The sequence below is a fragment of the Microbulbifer maximicatervae (SeqCode) genome (assembly GCF_056231245.1).
In genome coordinates this window covers 523,314-540,310 of the sequence record NZ_CP174334.1, presented here as the reverse complement: position 1 = coordinate 540,310, position 16,997 = coordinate 523,314, and the positions used below count along the sequence as shown (strand labels likewise).

General features: G+C 49.2%; 11 protein-coding genes. 9 read left to right on the top strand and 2 right to left on the bottom strand.

Translation table 11 applies throughout. From position 1 onward, the window contains the following. The first annotated feature begins 566 nt into the window (after nucleotides 1-566). From ACJJIS_RS02330 to ACJJIS_RS02320, 3 genes are all read left to right on the top strand, one after another. Nucleotides 567-1,541, top strand: a complete 975-nt coding sequence (locus ACJJIS_RS02330) for an FHA domain-containing protein (protein ID WP_413663351.1) — start codon at nucleotides 567-569, stop codon at nucleotides 1,539-1,541. A gap of 107 nt (nucleotides 1,542-1,648) precedes the next feature. Next, complete coding sequence (locus ACJJIS_RS02325; RefSeq protein ID WP_475709385.1) at nucleotides 1,649-4,264, top strand: protein kinase domain-containing protein; 2,616 nt, start codon at nucleotides 1,649-1,651, stop codon at nucleotides 4,262-4,264. A 93-nt stretch (nucleotides 4,265-4,357) separates the two neighbouring features. Beyond that, the gene (locus ACJJIS_RS02320) at nucleotides 4,358-6,916 is read left to right on the top strand and encodes a protein kinase domain-containing protein (RefSeq protein WP_475709384.1); all 2,559 of its coding nucleotides are present in this window, start codon (nucleotides 4,358-4,360) and stop codon (nucleotides 6,914-6,916) included. Here the strand turns inward: ACJJIS_RS02320 and ACJJIS_RS02315 are convergent. After that, nucleotides 6,913-7,410, bottom strand: coding sequence for a hypothetical protein (locus ACJJIS_RS02315; protein WP_475709383.1), 498 nt, complete (start codon nucleotides 7,408-7,410; stop codon nucleotides 6,913-6,915). The genes ACJJIS_RS02320 and ACJJIS_RS02315 overlap by 4 nt on opposite strands. A 1,213-nt stretch (nucleotides 7,411-8,623) precedes the next feature. On the opposite strand from ACJJIS_RS02315, the gene ACJJIS_RS02310 reads away from it, so the two are divergent. From ACJJIS_RS02310 to ACJJIS_RS02285, 6 genes are all read left to right on the top strand, one after another. Continuing rightward, the gene (locus ACJJIS_RS02310; RefSeq protein WP_444934200.1) at nucleotides 8,624-10,405 is read left to right on the top strand and encodes a trans-sulfuration enzyme family protein; all 1,782 of its coding nucleotides are present in this window, start codon (nucleotides 8,624-8,626) and stop codon (nucleotides 10,403-10,405) included. Nucleotides 10,406-10,515: 110 nt separating this feature from the next. Beyond that, nucleotides 10,516-11,814 (top strand): S1C family serine protease, encoded by a 1,299-nt coding sequence (locus ACJJIS_RS02305; protein WP_413663356.1) that lies wholly within the window; start codon nucleotides 10,516-10,518, stop codon nucleotides 11,812-11,814. Further along, nucleotides 11,805-12,845 (top strand): FHA domain-containing protein, encoded by a 1,041-nt coding sequence (locus ACJJIS_RS02300; RefSeq protein WP_475709382.1) that lies wholly within the window; start codon nucleotides 11,805-11,807, stop codon nucleotides 12,843-12,845. Before ACJJIS_RS02305 ends, ACJJIS_RS02300 begins: the two co-directional genes overlap by 10 nt. Continuing rightward, entirely contained in the window at nucleotides 12,842-13,915 is a 1,074-nt protein-coding gene (gene hisC, locus ACJJIS_RS02295) for a histidinol-phosphate transaminase (RefSeq protein WP_475709381.1), read from the top strand. The genes ACJJIS_RS02300 and hisC overlap by 4 nt, the downstream gene beginning before the upstream one ends. A gap of 76 nt (nucleotides 13,916-13,991) precedes the next feature. Next, nucleotides 13,992-14,933: a penicillin-insensitive murein endopeptidase gene (gene mepA, locus ACJJIS_RS02290; RefSeq protein WP_475709380.1), complete on the top strand. Its 942-nt coding sequence runs from the start codon at nucleotides 13,992-13,994 to the stop codon at nucleotides 14,931-14,933. Nucleotides 14,934-14,937: 4 nt separating this feature from the next. Then, complete coding sequence (locus ACJJIS_RS02285) at nucleotides 14,938-15,948, top strand: D-alanine--D-alanine ligase (RefSeq protein WP_445361105.1); 1,011 nt, start codon at nucleotides 14,938-14,940, stop codon at nucleotides 15,946-15,948. Nucleotides 15,949-16,001: 53 nt separating this feature from the next. Here the strand turns inward: ACJJIS_RS02285 and ACJJIS_RS02280 are convergent, their stop codons facing one another. Continuing rightward, the gene (locus ACJJIS_RS02280; RefSeq protein ID WP_282931208.1) at nucleotides 16,002-16,571 is read right to left on the bottom strand and encodes an HNH endonuclease; all 570 of its coding nucleotides are present in this window, start codon (nucleotides 16,569-16,571) and stop codon (nucleotides 16,002-16,004) included. Between the last annotated feature and the right edge of the window lie 426 nt (nucleotides 16,572-16,997).

Genomic DNA, 16,997 nt, shown 5'->3' with positions numbered 1-16,997 from the left:
CAGCAAAAGTGGTATCCATTTACCAAATTAGCAGTAATGCCGCTAGCACTGGCGCACAACTGTGAAATATATTGTGTAGCCATCGATTAAAGAAGATCCGGTCGACAAAGATACAGGCAAGTATCCATTAAACTAGTGTGCAGCCGTGTATTTGGAGAACATTAACCAATGTCACAAGTAAAAGTATGAAAAGGTCTTTAAGATTTTTGACGGCGGCACAACTTTTCAGCGAAAATGGAAGCAATTACTGACAATTATTGCACTCCCTCTAGAGACAGTTATCAAGGGAGCGCAAAAATAGAACAATTTCCAAAAATCGTAGTGACTAAATCATTCAGAACTGGGGCAATCCTCTCCGAGACTATCAGTGAGGCAGCGGCGCAGAGCAGCGCCAATCACAACAAGTAGTGTCTCAGCTCAAGGGAAATAATCGCCGCAGATGGTAAGCCAAGACTCCGTACTGCTAAGGTATTCGCAGGACAAGCACAGCGGGCATCCACCAGTATGAATGAACTTTGTCGCAATCAGGCCACAACATGAGTTGGCCACGGCAGAAGGGTAGGAATATGGCTTGCTTACAGCATCCAGATAGGGAACAACCAGTTTACTTAATGGCACACCACACCATTGGGCGCCGGCAGGGTGCAGTAGACACAAGAATCACAAGTGCTGAAATATCAGGCATCCATGCAGCAGTGCAGTGGACCGGTACACATTGGAATATTCGCGACCTGAGTCGCAATGGCACCTGGCTAAATGGCCAGCAGTTGGTACCCGCTAAAAGCTACCCACTCCAGACCGGTGATAAGATCGCTTTTGGGCGGGCGAATAACCCAGCTTGGATCGTCGAAAACCTCGATGCTCCCGAGAATTTGCTGATCGATATTCACTCTGGCGAGGCACAACCGCTGGAACAATACCACCTGCTGCCCGATGAGAACGAGCCCCTCGCCAGCCTTCAGTACAGCCCCTTAACAGGGCAGTGGCTGTACGAGTTCACAGGTCCATCAGCTGAAGACGGCGATAAGACCCTGATAAATCATGGCGATCGTATCGATTGCGGCCTGCATAGCTGGCAGCTCTTTCTTGCGGACAACCAAGGGGCAACGAAAGAGTTATCTCTGCAGCAACTGTCTATTGTCGACTTTGAGCTGAAGTTCTCTGTGAGCTCCCACGAAGAGCATGTGCAGTTACAACTTCAGCGGGAAGGTATGAAGCAATCCTTACCAGCAAGAATCCACAACTATCTCTTGTTGTACCTTGCTCGTGCCCGCCACAAAGATATGCAGAGCGGCATGGACACTGACTCCCAGGGCTGGGTTTCTATTCAGGTAGCCACTCACGAGCTGGGTATCACTGTTAACCACTTAAACACCCAAATCTTCCGCGCCCGCAAACAAATCTCTGAATCACTACCTGATGCAGTGGATACTTCGAGTCTGGTAGAGCGTCGATCCTGGGAAATCCGTATTGGCTGTCCACAATTCGAAATTTATAAAGGCAACCAACTCGAGGCAAAAACAGAGCCGGAAGCGGTATAGCTTCATCTCTAGAAAGGGGGCTTAAGGCTAAGCCCCTTCATTACCTATTCAGTAATTATTTGCCAGGGTGGCGGAGCTGAATCTCTTATCCCTCGGCAAGAATTACAATGTCAGCGCAACCACCCTCTTATATCGGCCGGTACAAGATCATCAGGCAGCTTGGAGCCGGGGGAATGGGAGTTGTGTACCTCGCCAAAGATGAGCGACTTAACAGAGAGGTCGCTATAAAGCGATTGCTCAACAACCCTGAAGACGAATCTGCCTCACAACGAATTCGCCAGGAAGCATTACTGCTCGCACAACTAAACCACAACCACATCGTACAAATTTATGATGTTGTGGAGGAACAGAACGATGTAGCCCTGGTTATGGAGTATGTTGATGGCCGCCCACTCACCTATTGGGCACGGGAGTTTAACCCCAGCCTCTGCCAGAAAATCCAGCTACTCAAGCAAATCACTAGCGGTCTTGCGCGTGCCCATGCGGCTGGAATTATTCACCGCGACTTGAAAGCTGACAACATCCTTATTGACAGCAATAACATCGCAAAAATCGCTGATTTTGGAATTGCGCGGAGCTGGCAGGATACGAAAGAAATTACCCGCGAGCAGCATATCGCTGGCAGCTGGTACGCAATGTCTCCCGAGCAGGCCCTCGGCGAGAAACTGGATAACCGCTGTGACTTATTTGCCCTGGGGATGCTCGCCTATCACCTACTGTGTGATCAGCCTCCCTTCGGCAAGCATGGAAGCCCATACGTTATTATCGATCGGATCATCAACAACCCGCACCCACCCGCAGGAGCCATAAACCCCGGACTTCCTACGGCGCTTTGCAAGTTACTGGATAAGCTGCTGGCCAAAAACCCGGACAAACGCCCCGTCAGTGCTGCCGTTGTAGCCACCGATTTGGATGTGATACTGAGCCAATTAACATCGGATCATGAAACCGCCGATGACCATGACATCACGATCACCACGGAAGACTTTCATGTACAACATCGACGTACAAACAAAGGACACAAACTTCTAGCCGGCATACTCCTGGCATCCGGTGCGATGTTACTAGGCTTAACCGCCGCTGTTTTTCCTGAACTTTCTCTATGGGGAAGTAAAGAACCCTCGGCAAAGTACATTGCGATTATTGAGCCAGACTTATCAAACCTGCGCAGCCGAGAGGAAAAGCTACTGGCCAATAACCTTCTCAGCTCCATCAAACAGGGGCTTTCCGATCAACCAGCGCTACTACTGGTGCCCTATTCGGAATCCCAGCAACTAAAAGGCAAGCCTTTGCGGGAGCAGGCGCAAGCGCTCAACGCACAGCTGCTGCTCCAATTTGCCCTAAACTGTGAAGCCACCGCCTGTGAAGCTTCATTTGCCCTTATAGAAACCGAGGGGTTTGCTGAAGTCGCCAACCGTAGTGCCATGCTGAACCTGGATGCACCGCTGGAGAGCCGCGCACGTGTTTTGCAGCAACTGCACTATCTACTTCCCAACTACCCAACAGGAAGCCTAAGAGTTCAGTTCAGCCTTAGCCCTGAAGATTACCAGCAATACCTCGAGATATTCGAACAGCGCAATAATGAAGCTAATGTTACCGGGGCAATTACCAAAGTTGAGGCTCTGCTAAAAAGGAACCCCTACTTCCCCTCCTACTATGAACTGTTAGCGGATCTATTAGCCACCCACCTATATCACTCGCGGGATACCAAAATACGCAGCCGACTCACAGGGCTTCTCAACAACATACCAACAAAGATTTCTAACCACCCAACGGTGTTGATCACTAAGTTGCGTATTGCCATCTTCCTGGCAGATACAGAGCTTACAGAGTCCTTACTTGCAAAACTAAAGCTGCAACTACCTGATCAGGCTCTCTACTACTTCCTGCGCGCGAAAGCCCACCAGCGAAGGGGGAATTTCAACCGTGCGCTGGAAGTCATTAACCAAGCGCTCAACATTCGTACCAGCCCTCTTTATCTTCGCCAAAAGGCTCTGACCCTGACCCTGATGGGGCAAATGGAAAAAGCGAGACCTTACCTTTTACATGCGATCCGTCTCAACAATCAATATATTGATGCTATCTCCTTGCTTGCAGCCAATGAATTGGATTCAGGCCGCCCCAAAGAGTCTATCCGGCTCCTTAGTGAGGTGGGCTTAAAGCATTTAGGGGACCGGGATACCTTCAACCTTTGCTTGTCCTATTACATCGAACAGCAGCTGCAGGATACAAAAAACTGCCTGAGCCATGTTGCTGAACGAGCCCCTAACGATCCCCATGTATATCTGCTACTGGCAGAGATTGCCCGCCTGGAAAATAGACAGCTGCAATCACAAGAGTTTGCCCAGCGCGCTCTGACCTTGGCACAAGAGCAGGAGGACTGGCTTGGATTGTTACTGCGAGCAAGAGCCTATTCTGAACTGGGCCAGGGTGAGCAAGCCATTGAGACACTATTAAAGATGGATAACACCGCTCCAGACGGCCTATTTGTCAATTACAGCCGCGCCCAGGTTTACATGGCCAGCGGCGATATGCTTTCCGCCAAAGCCTATATACGAAAAACTTTGGAGTTAGGCATGGCTCCAGTGTGGTTCACAACAATTGGCTTTCAGCCTATTTGCACTTTGGCAAGCTTTGATGATATACGCGCCAATTACCCAACATTATGCTCTGGCATAACTGTCACTTTAACAGCCAAAAACAAATCAAACAGAATGGAATAACGTGAACCATTTCCCTTTAAGAGGGGACAGATGCCTTCACGAAATTGTACTATCAGGTAAAATCCCCTATCCATCCGAGAAGAATACAATACAATGGACGTAGTTGCGTTGGAGAAAACTGAGGAGTATCAAGGCCGTTACAGGGTTGAGCGCACCCTGGGTGCTGGTGGTATGGGGGTTGTTTACTTAGCCGAAGATATCAAACTTCGGCGAAAGGTAGCTATTAAGCGCCTCCGCTCTGACTTAAGTGGAAATTCTGCAGAGGCCCGTTTTCGCAGCGAAGCTGAACTTTTAGCCAGGCTGAACCATCCAAATATTGTGCGGCTTTATGACGTACTGGAAGAGAATAATGGCATAGCCCTTGTCATGGAGCTAGTTGAAGGCGTCACTCTTAAAGAATGGCTTCGCGAGAACAGCCCCACCCTGGCAATTAGACTCGACTTATTGATGCAATTATGTCAGGGGCTCAGTAAAGCTCATTCCCTAGGTATTATTCATCGCGATCTAAAGCTGGAAAATATCCTTGTCACTAATGATGGTGTAGCAAAGATTACTGACTTTGGCATCGCCAAAGCGCTGGACTGTGACCAACAACTAACCAGAGAGGATCATATTGCTGGCAGCATACAGGCAATGTCCCCAGAGCAGGTTCAAGGCGCCCCTCTCGATGCTCGAAGCGACTTGTTTAGCCTGGGTAGTATTGCCTACGAACTACTTTGCAACAACAAGCCCTTTGAACGTGGAGACTTAAATGCGCTGGCATTTGCCCAACAAATCTGTAGCGCACCCCACATTCCTCCACAAACCCACTGGCCAGAAATACCTAAGCCACTTATAGCACTGCTCGATAGACTCTTAAGTAAGCGTCCCGAGCAACGTCCAGACTCTGCCCAGCAAGTTTTCGAGGCTCTCTCTTTAGTCCGCCATCATGGCATTGATGCTGACACCCAACAATATTCTGAAACAGTAACACAGTTGCTTATCAAACCGCGCAAGAAATATAGCCGTCTGAATAAGTGGCTAGCCGGCTTTGCCGTTCTAGCTACAGCCGTAACATGGGGCTGGAAAACTTACTCCAAGCTGCCCCCCAAGTATATCGCGGTACTTCCTGTCGAATTTAGCGGAGAAACAACCGACCAGAGCACTAACACTCTAATCACAGCTATGGTACGCCAAGCTCTTATGAATACACCAAGCCACCTAAAGTCAAGTGCTTTAGTAAGCTACACCCCGAGAAAGCAAACCAGCTTAGATGATCGATTACAGCAATTAAAGGATCAGGGGATTACGGATGCCTTAGTAGCACGCCTTGAGTGTATGCAATTACGTTGCAATATTGAAATACAGGTTATCAGTCCGTTAGATAAACAAGTCCAAAAACAAACTTCTTTTATTTTTCTTCCGGGCCAACAGAGACAAGAATCACAATATTCAATACGGAATAGTGCAATAGACCTATTTCCAAGTAAGTACCATAAAGAGTCAGTCATCGATGTCAAAATGACATCAGAAGACTACAATAAATATCTTTCTACAATTTCGAAACTTGCGAATACCGCTACTGAGCCTAAAGACTTAGAGATAACAAAAGAACTGATTGGAAAATATCCCAAAAACTCAAACCTTTACTCTCTATACGCAAATATAGCCACTAAATTGTATATGGCTAGCAACGATGCCAGCTTGCTTACCTCGGCCCTTGGAATATTAGCCAGCGCAGAATCTACTGGGGCCGACAAAACCGCTCTTCTTGAAGCCCAGCTTTACATAAAGTCCACAGGTATAGATAGAGAGGGTTTTGAATCGATATTGGATAAACTTCAAGCTAAAGGATACCCTTCTGCGCACCTGCTTGCACAGTATGCCCGATACCGTTACTCCCAAGGAGATTATAAGCAAGGTCTATATTATGCAAAGCAAGCTTCAGCCCTAAATCCTTCTGCACACAATCTATACATAGTCGCAATAAATCAGCTTCAGGCTGCCAACTACAATGAAGCACGAAAAACTTTATCCAATCTTTTAGAGGGATATCCAGATTTCTGGTCAGCTTATTCCGTTATCGGAGTTATTGAGTTGGAGCAAGGTAACTTAGAACTCGCTCAGAAGGCTATTACTACTATTCCAGAGCAGTTCCGAAGCTTAAGCGCTGAAGCCAACTTGGGAGTAATTTACTTCCTCCAACGGAAGTATCAGCAAGCTCTTAAGAAATATAGAAAAGTTATATCTATATCTCCCAACAATTTAACTGCGATCTACCAAATTGCAGAAACCCACCAAATGCTGGGGAACAATCAACTCGCAATTAATGAATATGAGAAAATTTTAAGATTAACCTCAGATATTGAAAACGAAGAGCTGAATACACAAAAGTATCGATTTAGAGCCATCGCTCTGGCAAACCTCAACCAACATGCCGACTCAATAGTTATACTAAATAAGCTACTAAAGATGAGCCAAAATGACACTGATATTAAGTATAGCGCAGCCCTTATCTACGCTCTTTCTGAGGAGTGGCGATCAGCAAACTACTATATTCTAGAGTTAATCGAGCAAGGCATGGGCGCAGAATGGTTTACCTTACCTGCGTTTCAAAAGCTCTGCACCCAGCCTCAGACTTCACAAAAAGTTATTGAGACTATTTGCTACTAGAGTGGATCGTTAACTGGAAATGGATCAACCTGCGCATCTGGATCTCCAGAGACAAAGTGCGCTCCAGTTTCCGCATCCACGCACATCCATAGGAAAGAGAAGTTATCGGGGATATCTTCTCTATCCTTGATTTTGATAATCAGTTTAGTGAATTCGCCATCCACCTCTTTAGCGCGAGCACGGAACTGGTGACGAAAATCCGGGCTCAGGGCAATAAGACCATCTAACTTATGGCTCTGGCGATAGCGAACAAATTCCAACTCGCGACCCGGCACTTGCGATAAATCCAAGGTCACCTCCAGAGTCAATACTGCACGCCTATGGATTTTGAAGTGCATATTGCCGAAGTGCTCTTCAGGGTTAGCCGCATTAAACAGCGGCCAGTACTGAGGCTTACCATCTTCTTGCTCTTTAGGCTGAAGAACCAAATCCAGTTTTAACCCTTCTTTAGGCACCTTTACGTCAAGCACAGGTAGGTCAGCACAATTGACCATATTTCCATCCCTCTCTAAAAATTTGTTATATGGTGTCACCAAAGGACGTTTTATCTTTTGTAAACTACGTCCGTGACCGCGTTATCATAACCGGTCTCAACTTTTAAAAAAGCCAGCAGAACTGAAGTTACTGACCCGAAGCATCGACAGTTACAACAACACTATCAAGAGCAAAATTCAGCATCCGTGCCCGGACAAGTATACTAAGTTGAATCGACCAAGACTCTGGATCTGTCAATTCCAACTTGACCACTCAGCTTGCGCTGAATCCCTTTTCTCCCTAACACGCAAAGGGGCGATAGGGGAATTAAATCCATCCAAAATTTTATTGTGGAAGCTGCCTTTCCATGGCTTGGTAACTGTTTCCACAATCACCGGTACTCTCTCACGTGGACCTCAATGTACAGACTTAAGGACTACAGGTCGATCACACCTCATTACAGGGAAGCACACACCAAATATTTAAAAGGGGCGCATAGAGTCATCATACGCCAAAAAAAATGTTTGGTAAGCGCTTAACTCAAGCAGAAGCTAGAGCGGAAGGATTATTCCTTTTCCACTATGGCGACACCGAGACCCCAAAAAATAAGGCCATATTTTTTAAAATAAATATAAAACTATTCTTGGAGCTTGTTGAAATTAATCGATGATCCCATTCGCCAATTTAATCTAATTTGAATTGCGTTACAGAACTTTATTGGGGTCTACACGGCAGGCTTGAAGACTGGAAAATACTGTATGGGTAATAGCTCTCAAAATGGAGTCCAAATTAAAAAAAAGCCGGCAGTAATAAAACTGCCGGCCCGAAATGATGGTCCCAACCATCGACGGTTACAACAACACTATCAAGAGCAAAATTTGGCATCCATGCCCGGACAAGCTCATCCAAGAGAATCGACTAAGACTCTACACCTGTCGATTCCAGCTTGACCGTTCAGCTTGCGCTGAATCCCTTTATTTCATCGCACCACCTAAGGCTACGAGGAAATTAAATCCTGTTTAAATGTTGTGGGGGCTGCCTTTCCATGGCCGGCAACCATTAACACAGCCACCTACCCCCTCAACTGGAAGCTACTGTACAGATTTCCAAATTACAGATCGATCACGCCAAAACACAGCAAATTACATACTAATTGCCCGCCAAGTGTTTTATGCGCCGCACAGGACTGTTAGAGTCGCCATATAACAAAAAGCATCACGTAGTGAGGACACAATGGAAGCGAACCTAGAAGATGTAAAAATTCTCTCTCCCCGCCGCAACAGCACCGAGGCAAAAAATATTGATGAGCTGGCAAAAGAGCAATTGCAGCACTTTTGCATTGATAGTGAATCAGAACATGGAAAACTGTTAGAACAGACCGCAACCCTGCTCTACCAGGCACAGGGAAATCTGAGCCAGCTGTGGAGCCAGGTAACGGACACACTCCAGCGCTTGGACAAGTCTGACAAGATTGCCTATTTCAATGCCAAACGCTTTATGAGTTTCCAGCTGGCGAAATTATTGGACACCTTACAAAACCCATTGCGAGCCAGCTTTCAAAGCCTACAGGGGGACGACTTTAATATCACCACACGGGGTGGTTACCCCCTGTTCGATAATATTCCTGCTATTTTTTCTGCAACCCCGGTAATTGCCCGCACGGCAACTTACATTTATGCCTGCACCGAGTGGGTGGACGATGCTTTCCGTGGGCGCGAACCGAGCCACGATATTTATTCACGTTTACTCAACCCCACTTCCATTTCCCTGGCCAATGCTATTGTGGATTTGGAATGCGGGCCTGAAGCCAGTGAGTATATGGCCTGGAATTTTAATTCCGGTATGGCTGCAATCGATGCACTCCTGTCAAATCAATTGCGCCACGGGGATATTTTAATTGTTTCCAGGAATATCTATGGCGGCACTCACCAGCTGTTACAGGATTTCTACGCCCGCAAAGATAAACTGTCTATCAATCTGGCCTGGTTTGATGGCACTACCGGTGAAGAGTTCGAAAAGCTACTGGCTGATACCCAGCATGCATACGCAGACGAAATCAGTGCCGGAGCAAAAATACACGTCTATATTGAGTCTCCATGCAATCCCCACGGGATCATGCTGGATGTACCGGCTATTTGTAAAACCGCTCACCGGGAAAATATCCTGGTAAGCCTGGATGCCACCCTGGCAACCCCTTTCCTATATCAGCCACTGCGCCGCAAAGATAGGGAAGAGAGACCGGATTTTGTTGTTCACTCCTACACCAAGGATATCGGTGGCACCGGTGCCGCCACTGCCGGTGTGGTTATCGGCGAAAACCACCGCATGTTTATCCCTAAAGGCGACAGCGCAAAAGGCCTTAATTGGGATCAGTGCATGTTCTGGGATGTTTATTACATCAAGGGGGCTTTCCTGGATGCAGACAAGGCCTGGGAAGTGCATTGCGGTATGCGCACCCTGGAAATGCGTATGCTCACCAAGTGTATTAATACTTTGAGCCTCAGCCATTTTTTCGCCAGTCACAGCAAGATTCGTGTCAACAGCCATGCAGTGGAAACCCACCCCAATTCCGGGCTGCGAGAATCGCTGATGCGCTACCAGTTCCCCACACCATTATTCAGCATCGACATGGAAGCTGCGCAAATTCCCACCGAAGCCTTTAAAAGTTTCTTTGACGCGCTGGAGCCCGCTTTCGGGCAGATGGTGAGCTTGGGCCAGACAAATACCATGGTGCTCTGCCCTGCCCTGACATCTCACTCAGAGCTATCACCTGAAGCGATGGAAGCGGCGGGTATATTCCCAACCACCATCCGAATTTCTGTTGGGGATGAAAATATGGCGCAGATGGCCGCTCATGTGATCAACTGCGCGCGCCTGCATCTCGATCCAGCTAGCCCAGGATTTAGCGAGGGCTTTATCGCTCCGGAAGAAGCCGACAAACTCTTCAGCCGCTTTTATCTCGAGTCGCACCAAAAAGTGATAGAGACACAGCCAAAAATTGTGGACTATCTCTAACCATCCAAAACAAACCCATCACTGGTAGATAGCGCCGGTGATGGGCGCTTGTTGCACTATCCTATATCCCGTAGTATCACGCTTCCTGTCCACAATTTAATCAATTCAAAATGCCGAAACTTTCCACGTGGCTCTTCGCCTGGATTCTGTGCTGCTTATCCACTGTTGCAATGGCGCAAGGCTATGAAAAGCTCTACAGTGATTATCGCGGCAGCCTCTATCAAATTCGACTTATCGAAAAATCCTCCAATTCAAAAGCCGGCCTGGGGTCAGGCTTTCAAATCTCCCCCGATGGATTGATCGCCACCAATTACCACGTAGTGGCTCAAGCGGTTAGCGAGCCGGACGAGTACTCCCTGGAATATCTTGCAGTTAATGGCACCCGGGGAAAATTAACTCTACTGGATATTGATGTGGTCAATGACCTGGCGCTGCTGCGCCAGGAGAAGCCGGGAGACGAATACCTGGAGTTGGCGACAGACACCCCCAAAAAAGGGGAAACCATTGTCTCCTTGGGTAACCCATTGGACCTCGGCATGACCTTGATTCCCGGGACCTATAACGGTATTGCCGGCGGTAGCTTCTACGATCGTATTCACTTTGCCGGATCTATTAATCCGGGAATGAGCGGCGGGCCAGCGATCAATACCCAGGGGCAGGTAGTGGGCATTAATGTGGCGACTGCAGGCAACCAGGTTAGCTTCCTGGTACCAGTGGATAAGCTGTCGTCACTTTTAAAACACTACCGCGCTGAAGGCGGCACTCTCAACCTGAAGCAAGTAACTTATCAACAGCTTTTGGATAACCAGCAAAAAATTATCGACTCAATACTTAGGGCCGACTGGCAGCGTCGCGCCCTCGGTGAGGCCCAGGTTGTCGGTGAAATAATTCCAGCCATTAAATGCTGGGGAAACACCCAAGAGAGCGAAACCAATCCGATCAAGCGAATTGATAAAGGCTGCACCGGACAAGATGTTATTTTCCTGTCCGACGACTTCAACACCGGGCGGGTAGAGTACGAATTTTTCTGGCTGCAAGCCGAGGATCTTCTGCCCGCGCGCTTTTATGCCGAGTACGAAGGGCAGATGGACTCCTTTTACCCAGGCAATAGCGCTGGAGAAGAAGATGTAACCAATTTCCGCTGCCAGCAAGGATTTACCTCTCAGGAGCGCGGCAATGAAACCTCGGTATCGAAGCCGGATCGCAATCGCGAGCCCCTGATCGCGCGCACCAGCTACTGTGTCAGGCGCTACAAGGACTTTCCTGACCTCTACGATATTTTCTTCCTGAGCCTAAGTGTGGATCAGAAAAATCGCGCACTGGTCAGCCACTTTACCTTGTCCGGCTTTACCCAGGAGTCCGCCGACGCCTTTACTCAGAAGTTTACGAGCGAGATCCAATGGCCCTGATTATTGAAGAACTCAATCGCGCCCATCGGGTGCAGCTGCGCTACCGAATGGACGGGGATAAATTTACCCTGGGCCGCGCTTACGACAACGATGCAATTCTGGAGGACATCCATTCCGATGCCCACCATGCCGAAATCAAGCGGGGAGAGGACGGCCAGTACGTCTTACACGACCTCAATTCGACCAACGGCTGCCAGCTTTTGGGAAACCTGAAAGATAAGTCCGTTAAACCCGATACCATCGCTCAACACAGGATTTCCTCCGGTGACTTGCTGCAGTGTGGGAAGTCACGCTTCCGGGTTTTCCATACGGATGACCCGGTACCTGAAGCTACCCCTCTCCATTCACTGGAAAACCTGTTTTCCAGCTTGTCCCACCCCCTGGGAGCAATACTGCTGCTGTTGTGTTTTGGCTTCGCCAGCGTACTGATGAGCTACCTCGGTTACGCCCGAAACTATCAATGGACTATTGCCGTCAACATTCTTGCCACGGCCATAATTGGCATGGTGATTTACGCCGGAGTCTGGGCGTTTATCGGCAGGGTTGTCAGGCATGAAACGCACTTTTTCACCCATCTATCCATCGCCGCCATAGGTGCACTTACTTACACTTTTTGGGAATGGCTGAGGGGGCTAATCAATTTCAATTTTGCCATCGGCACTACTATTCAGGTCTTGGACTTCCTGGTACTCGCCATCATATTACCGGCAATGCTCTGGTCCGCCTGCTATTTGGCCACCAACCTCGCCAGAGGCTGGCGCTGGACAGTGGCACTGACACTGCCACTGGCATTCCTCGGCCTAGGTTTAGCTGAAAGCGTTAACAACATGGACGAATTCAGCGAGGTTCCGCCGATATCCACAGAGCTGAAATACGATAATATGCTGTTCCGCAACCCTGTTCCCATGCAGGAATTTATTGGAAATTCGGCCGACCTGTTTGATATCTCCATTAAGAAAAAAGAAACTAAAGAAGGCGCTGAAGGCTCTTCCAGCGACAATCAAAGTAGTACCGCAGAGGTAGAATCATGAGCAAGATTTATTGGAGCCCAGGGCTCGACCAGCTGGAACCCTATACACCCGGGGAGCAGCCCAAGAGTGAAACCCTGATAAAGCTCAATACCAATGAGAACCCCTACCCTGCCTCTCCCGAAGCTTTAAAGCTCTTGGAGCAACACGACTTTGCCGATGCATTGCGCCGCTATCCCGACCCGGAGTCCTGTGAATTGCGCCGCGCTATTGCCGATAAGCACAATCTCTCTGCTGAGCAAGTATTTGTGGGCAATGGCTCCGATGAAGTGCTGGCTCTGAGTTTTTACAGTTTTTTCCGCCGCAGCGAGCCCCTGCTATTTCCGGATATCACCTACAGTTTCTACCCAGTTTATTGCCAGCTCTTCAATATCAAAAGCCGCACTGTTCCCCTGCACGGTGATTTCTCTATCCAGCTTGAGGACTATGCAGCCCCTGCAGCCGGTGTAATTATTCCCAACCCCAATGCACCCACGGGACGGTACCTGCCGCTAGAGCAAATTGAACAGCTCTTGCGCTCACAGCCTGAAAGAGTGGTGGTTATTGATGAGGCCTATATCGATTTTGGCGGACAGAGTGCAGCAACACTCATCGATCGCTACCCCAACCTGTTGGTGATACACACACTGTCAAAGTCCTATGCCCTCGCAGGGCTTCGCCTCGGCTTTGCCATGGGGCAGAAGCACCTGATTGAAGGATTGCTAAGAGCCAAGAACTCCTTTAACTCCTACCCCATTGATGCCATTGCCCAGCGTGTGGCCGCTGCAGCGATCCGCGATACCGCCTGGCACAGCGACAATTGCGGCAAGGTCATCGCCACCCGGGAGCGCTGTGAGCGGGCGCTTACAGACCTGGGGTTCGAAGTGATTCCCTCCCAAGCCAATTTCCTTCTGACCAAACCACCGGAGCCCGGCGCAGAAGCCCTATATCTGGCACTGCGGGAGCGTAATATTCTCGTGCGTTACTTCAACAAGCCCCGGATCAGTGAGTACTTGCGTATCTCTATTGGCACCGATGAGGAAATGGAGCAGCTGATAAGGAACTGCAAAGAGATACTTGCGTCACAGAGCTAGCACTCTGTCTGTCTATACTCGTCGGGCGCCACTTGAGGTGGCCCGACAACTGTGACTTATTGGTATCCAGGGACCTATGCACCCGAAAGCTCAAAATTCAGTATCCACTACCGAGGCCGTCAGCCCCTTTAAAGCGGGATTTTTACGGCAATTAACCCACACCCTGATTCTCACCTCGGCCCTAGCGAGCGGCGCCGCAAGTGCCAACGACTGGGATAAGGTCGAAGGGCCCAGTGCACAGACACCATCGAGTATTGGCACCTACACCAATGGCTGCCTGAGTGGCGGGGAGACCCTGCCATTGAGGGGAGAGGGCTATCAGTTGGTGAGGACTGGCCGCGATCGACATTTTGCCCACCCCCAGACCATTAACTTCCTAAAGGAGTTTTCCCAGAGCGTGGCGCAGAAAGATCTGGGCAGAATCCAGATCGGTGACATGTCTATGGCTCGAGGGGGCCCTTTCGGCAGTGGTGGGCACAACAGCCACCAAACCGGCCTGGACGTAGACATCTGGTATTCCCAGGATCGGCGAGCCGCAGAGCGTCCCCTCACCCCGTGGGAGCGTGATAATATTTCTGCTGTTGCCTTGGCTGATGAGCGCAAACACCGCCTAATCCCTGAAAACTGGGACGACCGGGTTCCCAAAATCCTGCGCTTGGCCTCAGAGGACCAGCGGGTCGAACGAATTTTTGTACACCCGACCATCAAGCGCCACCTGTGCGAAATATCCGGCGAAGATAACGAGTGGCTGCGCAAAGTGCGCCCCTGGTGGGGGCACAATTACCATTTTCATGTACGCCTGGCGTGCCCAGAGGGAAGCACCAACTGTAAGCCCCAGGCTCCGGTGACCACTGCAGCCTGTGGCAGTGACTTGGATTGGTGGTTTAGCGATGACTTCTATGCAATTCTCAATGGCACTAAACCCCAGCCGAAACAGAAAAAGCCGAAACCAAAGACCTTGCCCCAACAGTGCGAACAGGTATTAACCGCACCTTCGGCAGGCACTACGACGGAATAATTTTATGATTAACACCTTGCTTATCTGCGGCGGTGGCGGCAGCGAGCACGACGTATCCCTCAGAACTGCTGATTTTATCGAGGACAAGTTGTCAGCGGCAGAGGACATCGCCCTATTGCGGGTGGAAATGGATAGCAGTGGCTGCCTTACCGACAGCCAGGGCCGGGTTTACCATATCTTTTACGATCGCAAAATTCGCGATGAAGAAGGTAACTCCTGGGATGTGGACTACGTAATTCCTGCAATTCACGGCTACCCGGGAGAGACTGGCGATTTGCAGTCGCAACTGGATATGTTCGGCATCCCCTATTTCGGCTCTGCACCTGAGCCCAGCAAAATCTGCTTTAACAAAATTAAAACCAAGATGTGGCTCAGCGCTCTGGGTATTGAAAACACACCTTACGAGTTTTTGCACAGCACTGAAGTCGAGGAACTACAAAAAGCTCACGATGCCCTGGAGAACTGGGGCGAGGTATTTGTAAAAGCCTCCAATCAGGGATCTTCCGTAGGTTGCTTTAAGGTCCGTGACAAAGAGGGCTTAGAGGCCGCGATCGAAGACGCCTTTAAACTCTCCCCTTATGTGCTGATAGAAAAAGCATTGAAAGCCAGAGAGCTGGAAGTTGCGGTTTACCACTACAACGATGATGTCATCGCAACCCGCCCGGGAGAAGTACGCGCCCCAACAGATACTTTTTACACTTATAAGGAAAAGTATGCCGAGGGCAGCCGCGCGGTCACCTTTATCGAAGCTGCTGATCTTCACGAAGAACAGCTTCAATGGATAGCCGAAGTATCCCTGCGCACTTTCAAGGCCCTAAAGCTTAAGGATTTGTCCCGCATAGACTTTTTCCTGACAGAGACCGGCGAACTCTACCTCAATGAGGTCAATACTTTTCCCGGTATGACCCCAAACTCCATGTTCCCCAAAATGATGGAAAACCACGGGCACAATTTCACCGAATACCTGGCCGGTCTGATCCGCTCTGCGGTATCTTCACCTAACGACAAGACATAATTAAAAGGGGCCTGTTGGCCCCTTTTCTTTTTTGCTCATTTCGATCCGACGGGCTAGTGCAACAACCACCCCTGTTGACGTCGCCGTGAAAACTGGCCGCGCAGAAACTCCATCTGATCGCCGCGAATCCGCTCACTGTTAATCAGGGCAAGGTATTCAGCTGCATTGGGACAGAAGGGCAAGGCCAACAGCTCCATGTCGATATTTTCCAATAGTTGATTGCCCTTATGCTGGTTACAGCGCCTGCAGGCCGCGACCACATTTTCCCAGGAATCAACTCCGCCTTTGGAAACAGGAATAACATGGTCCCGTGTCAAATCCACACTTTTAAAGAAATTACCGCAATAAAGACAAGTATGGGAATCGCGAAAAAACAGTGCTCGATTTGTTAGGGGTGGGCGCCGGCGCGGACGGGCCATACGTGCACCGCCACAGGCGATAATAGCGGCCAGATCGAGGCTGGAACGATCGCCATTGCGATTAAAGCCTCCTCTCACCCGCTGGACAACACCTCCCAGCGACCATGTAACCAGCTCCCGCACGTACAAACAGGATGCCTCTTGCCAACTCAGCCACTCCAGCGGTTGACCCGCCAGATTTAAACGCAATATTCTCGCGTGCATAACCTCGCCTCCCCACAGTCGAATAGAACAAGGCAGCCCCGGAACTGTTTCCGTGTAATCACAACGGTTTTTATAAAGAAGAAAAAAGAAGTTTTGGAGTGACAGATCGAAGGGACTGGATGACGATGACAGAAGCTGGCGCGATTCGCAGCATTAGAAAAAACTGCCACCTTCGAAAGTAAAAGCTTGCTCCCAGACAAGATGGAGGAGTCTGAAAGCTTTTTTACCAACGAAAATACAGATGCCCACAGGCGTAGTTTTGCCTTGGGTAATACGGGCACTTCTGCTGGTAGATTACTGAATGCGCCACCCTCCGCCGGCCCATGGGTAATTTGGCCGGCCTATCAACATTAAAGCGGATAACTATTACAAATTCCAGGCAGCGACATGCCGCTGATGGAATAACAGCAAATTACAAAAGAAAGG

Coding starts and splice junctions, on each gene's coding strand:
- ACJJIS_RS02330 (WP_413663351.1), top strand. CDS start 567: ATGGCTTGCTTACAGCATCCAGATAGGGAACAACCAGTTTACTTAATG.
- ACJJIS_RS02325 (WP_475709385.1), top strand. CDS start 1,649: ATGTCAGCGCAACCACCCTCTTATATCGGCCGGTACAAGATCATCAGG.
- ACJJIS_RS02320 (WP_475709384.1), top strand. CDS start 4,358: ATGGACGTAGTTGCGTTGGAGAAAACTGAGGAGTATCAAGGCCGTTAC.
- ACJJIS_RS02315 (WP_475709383.1), bottom strand. CDS start 7,410: ATGGTCAATTGTGCTGACCTACCTGTGCTTGACGTAAAGGTGCCTAAA.
- ACJJIS_RS02310 (WP_444934200.1), top strand. CDS start 8,624: ATGGAAGCGAACCTAGAAGATGTAAAAATTCTCTCTCCCCGCCGCAAC.
- ACJJIS_RS02305 (WP_413663356.1), top strand. CDS start 10,516: ATGCCGAAACTTTCCACGTGGCTCTTCGCCTGGATTCTGTGCTGCTTA.
- ACJJIS_RS02300 (WP_475709382.1), top strand. CDS start 11,805: ATGGCCCTGATTATTGAAGAACTCAATCGCGCCCATCGGGTGCAGCTG.
- hisC (WP_475709381.1), top strand. CDS start 12,842: ATGAGCAAGATTTATTGGAGCCCAGGGCTCGACCAGCTGGAACCCTAT.
- mepA (WP_475709380.1), top strand. CDS start 13,992: ATGCACCCGAAAGCTCAAAATTCAGTATCCACTACCGAGGCCGTCAGC.
- ACJJIS_RS02285 (WP_445361105.1), top strand. CDS start 14,938: ATGATTAACACCTTGCTTATCTGCGGCGGTGGCGGCAGCGAGCACGAC.
- ACJJIS_RS02280 (WP_282931208.1), bottom strand. CDS start 16,571: ATGCACGCGAGAATATTGCGTTTAAATCTGGCGGGTCAACCGCTGGAG.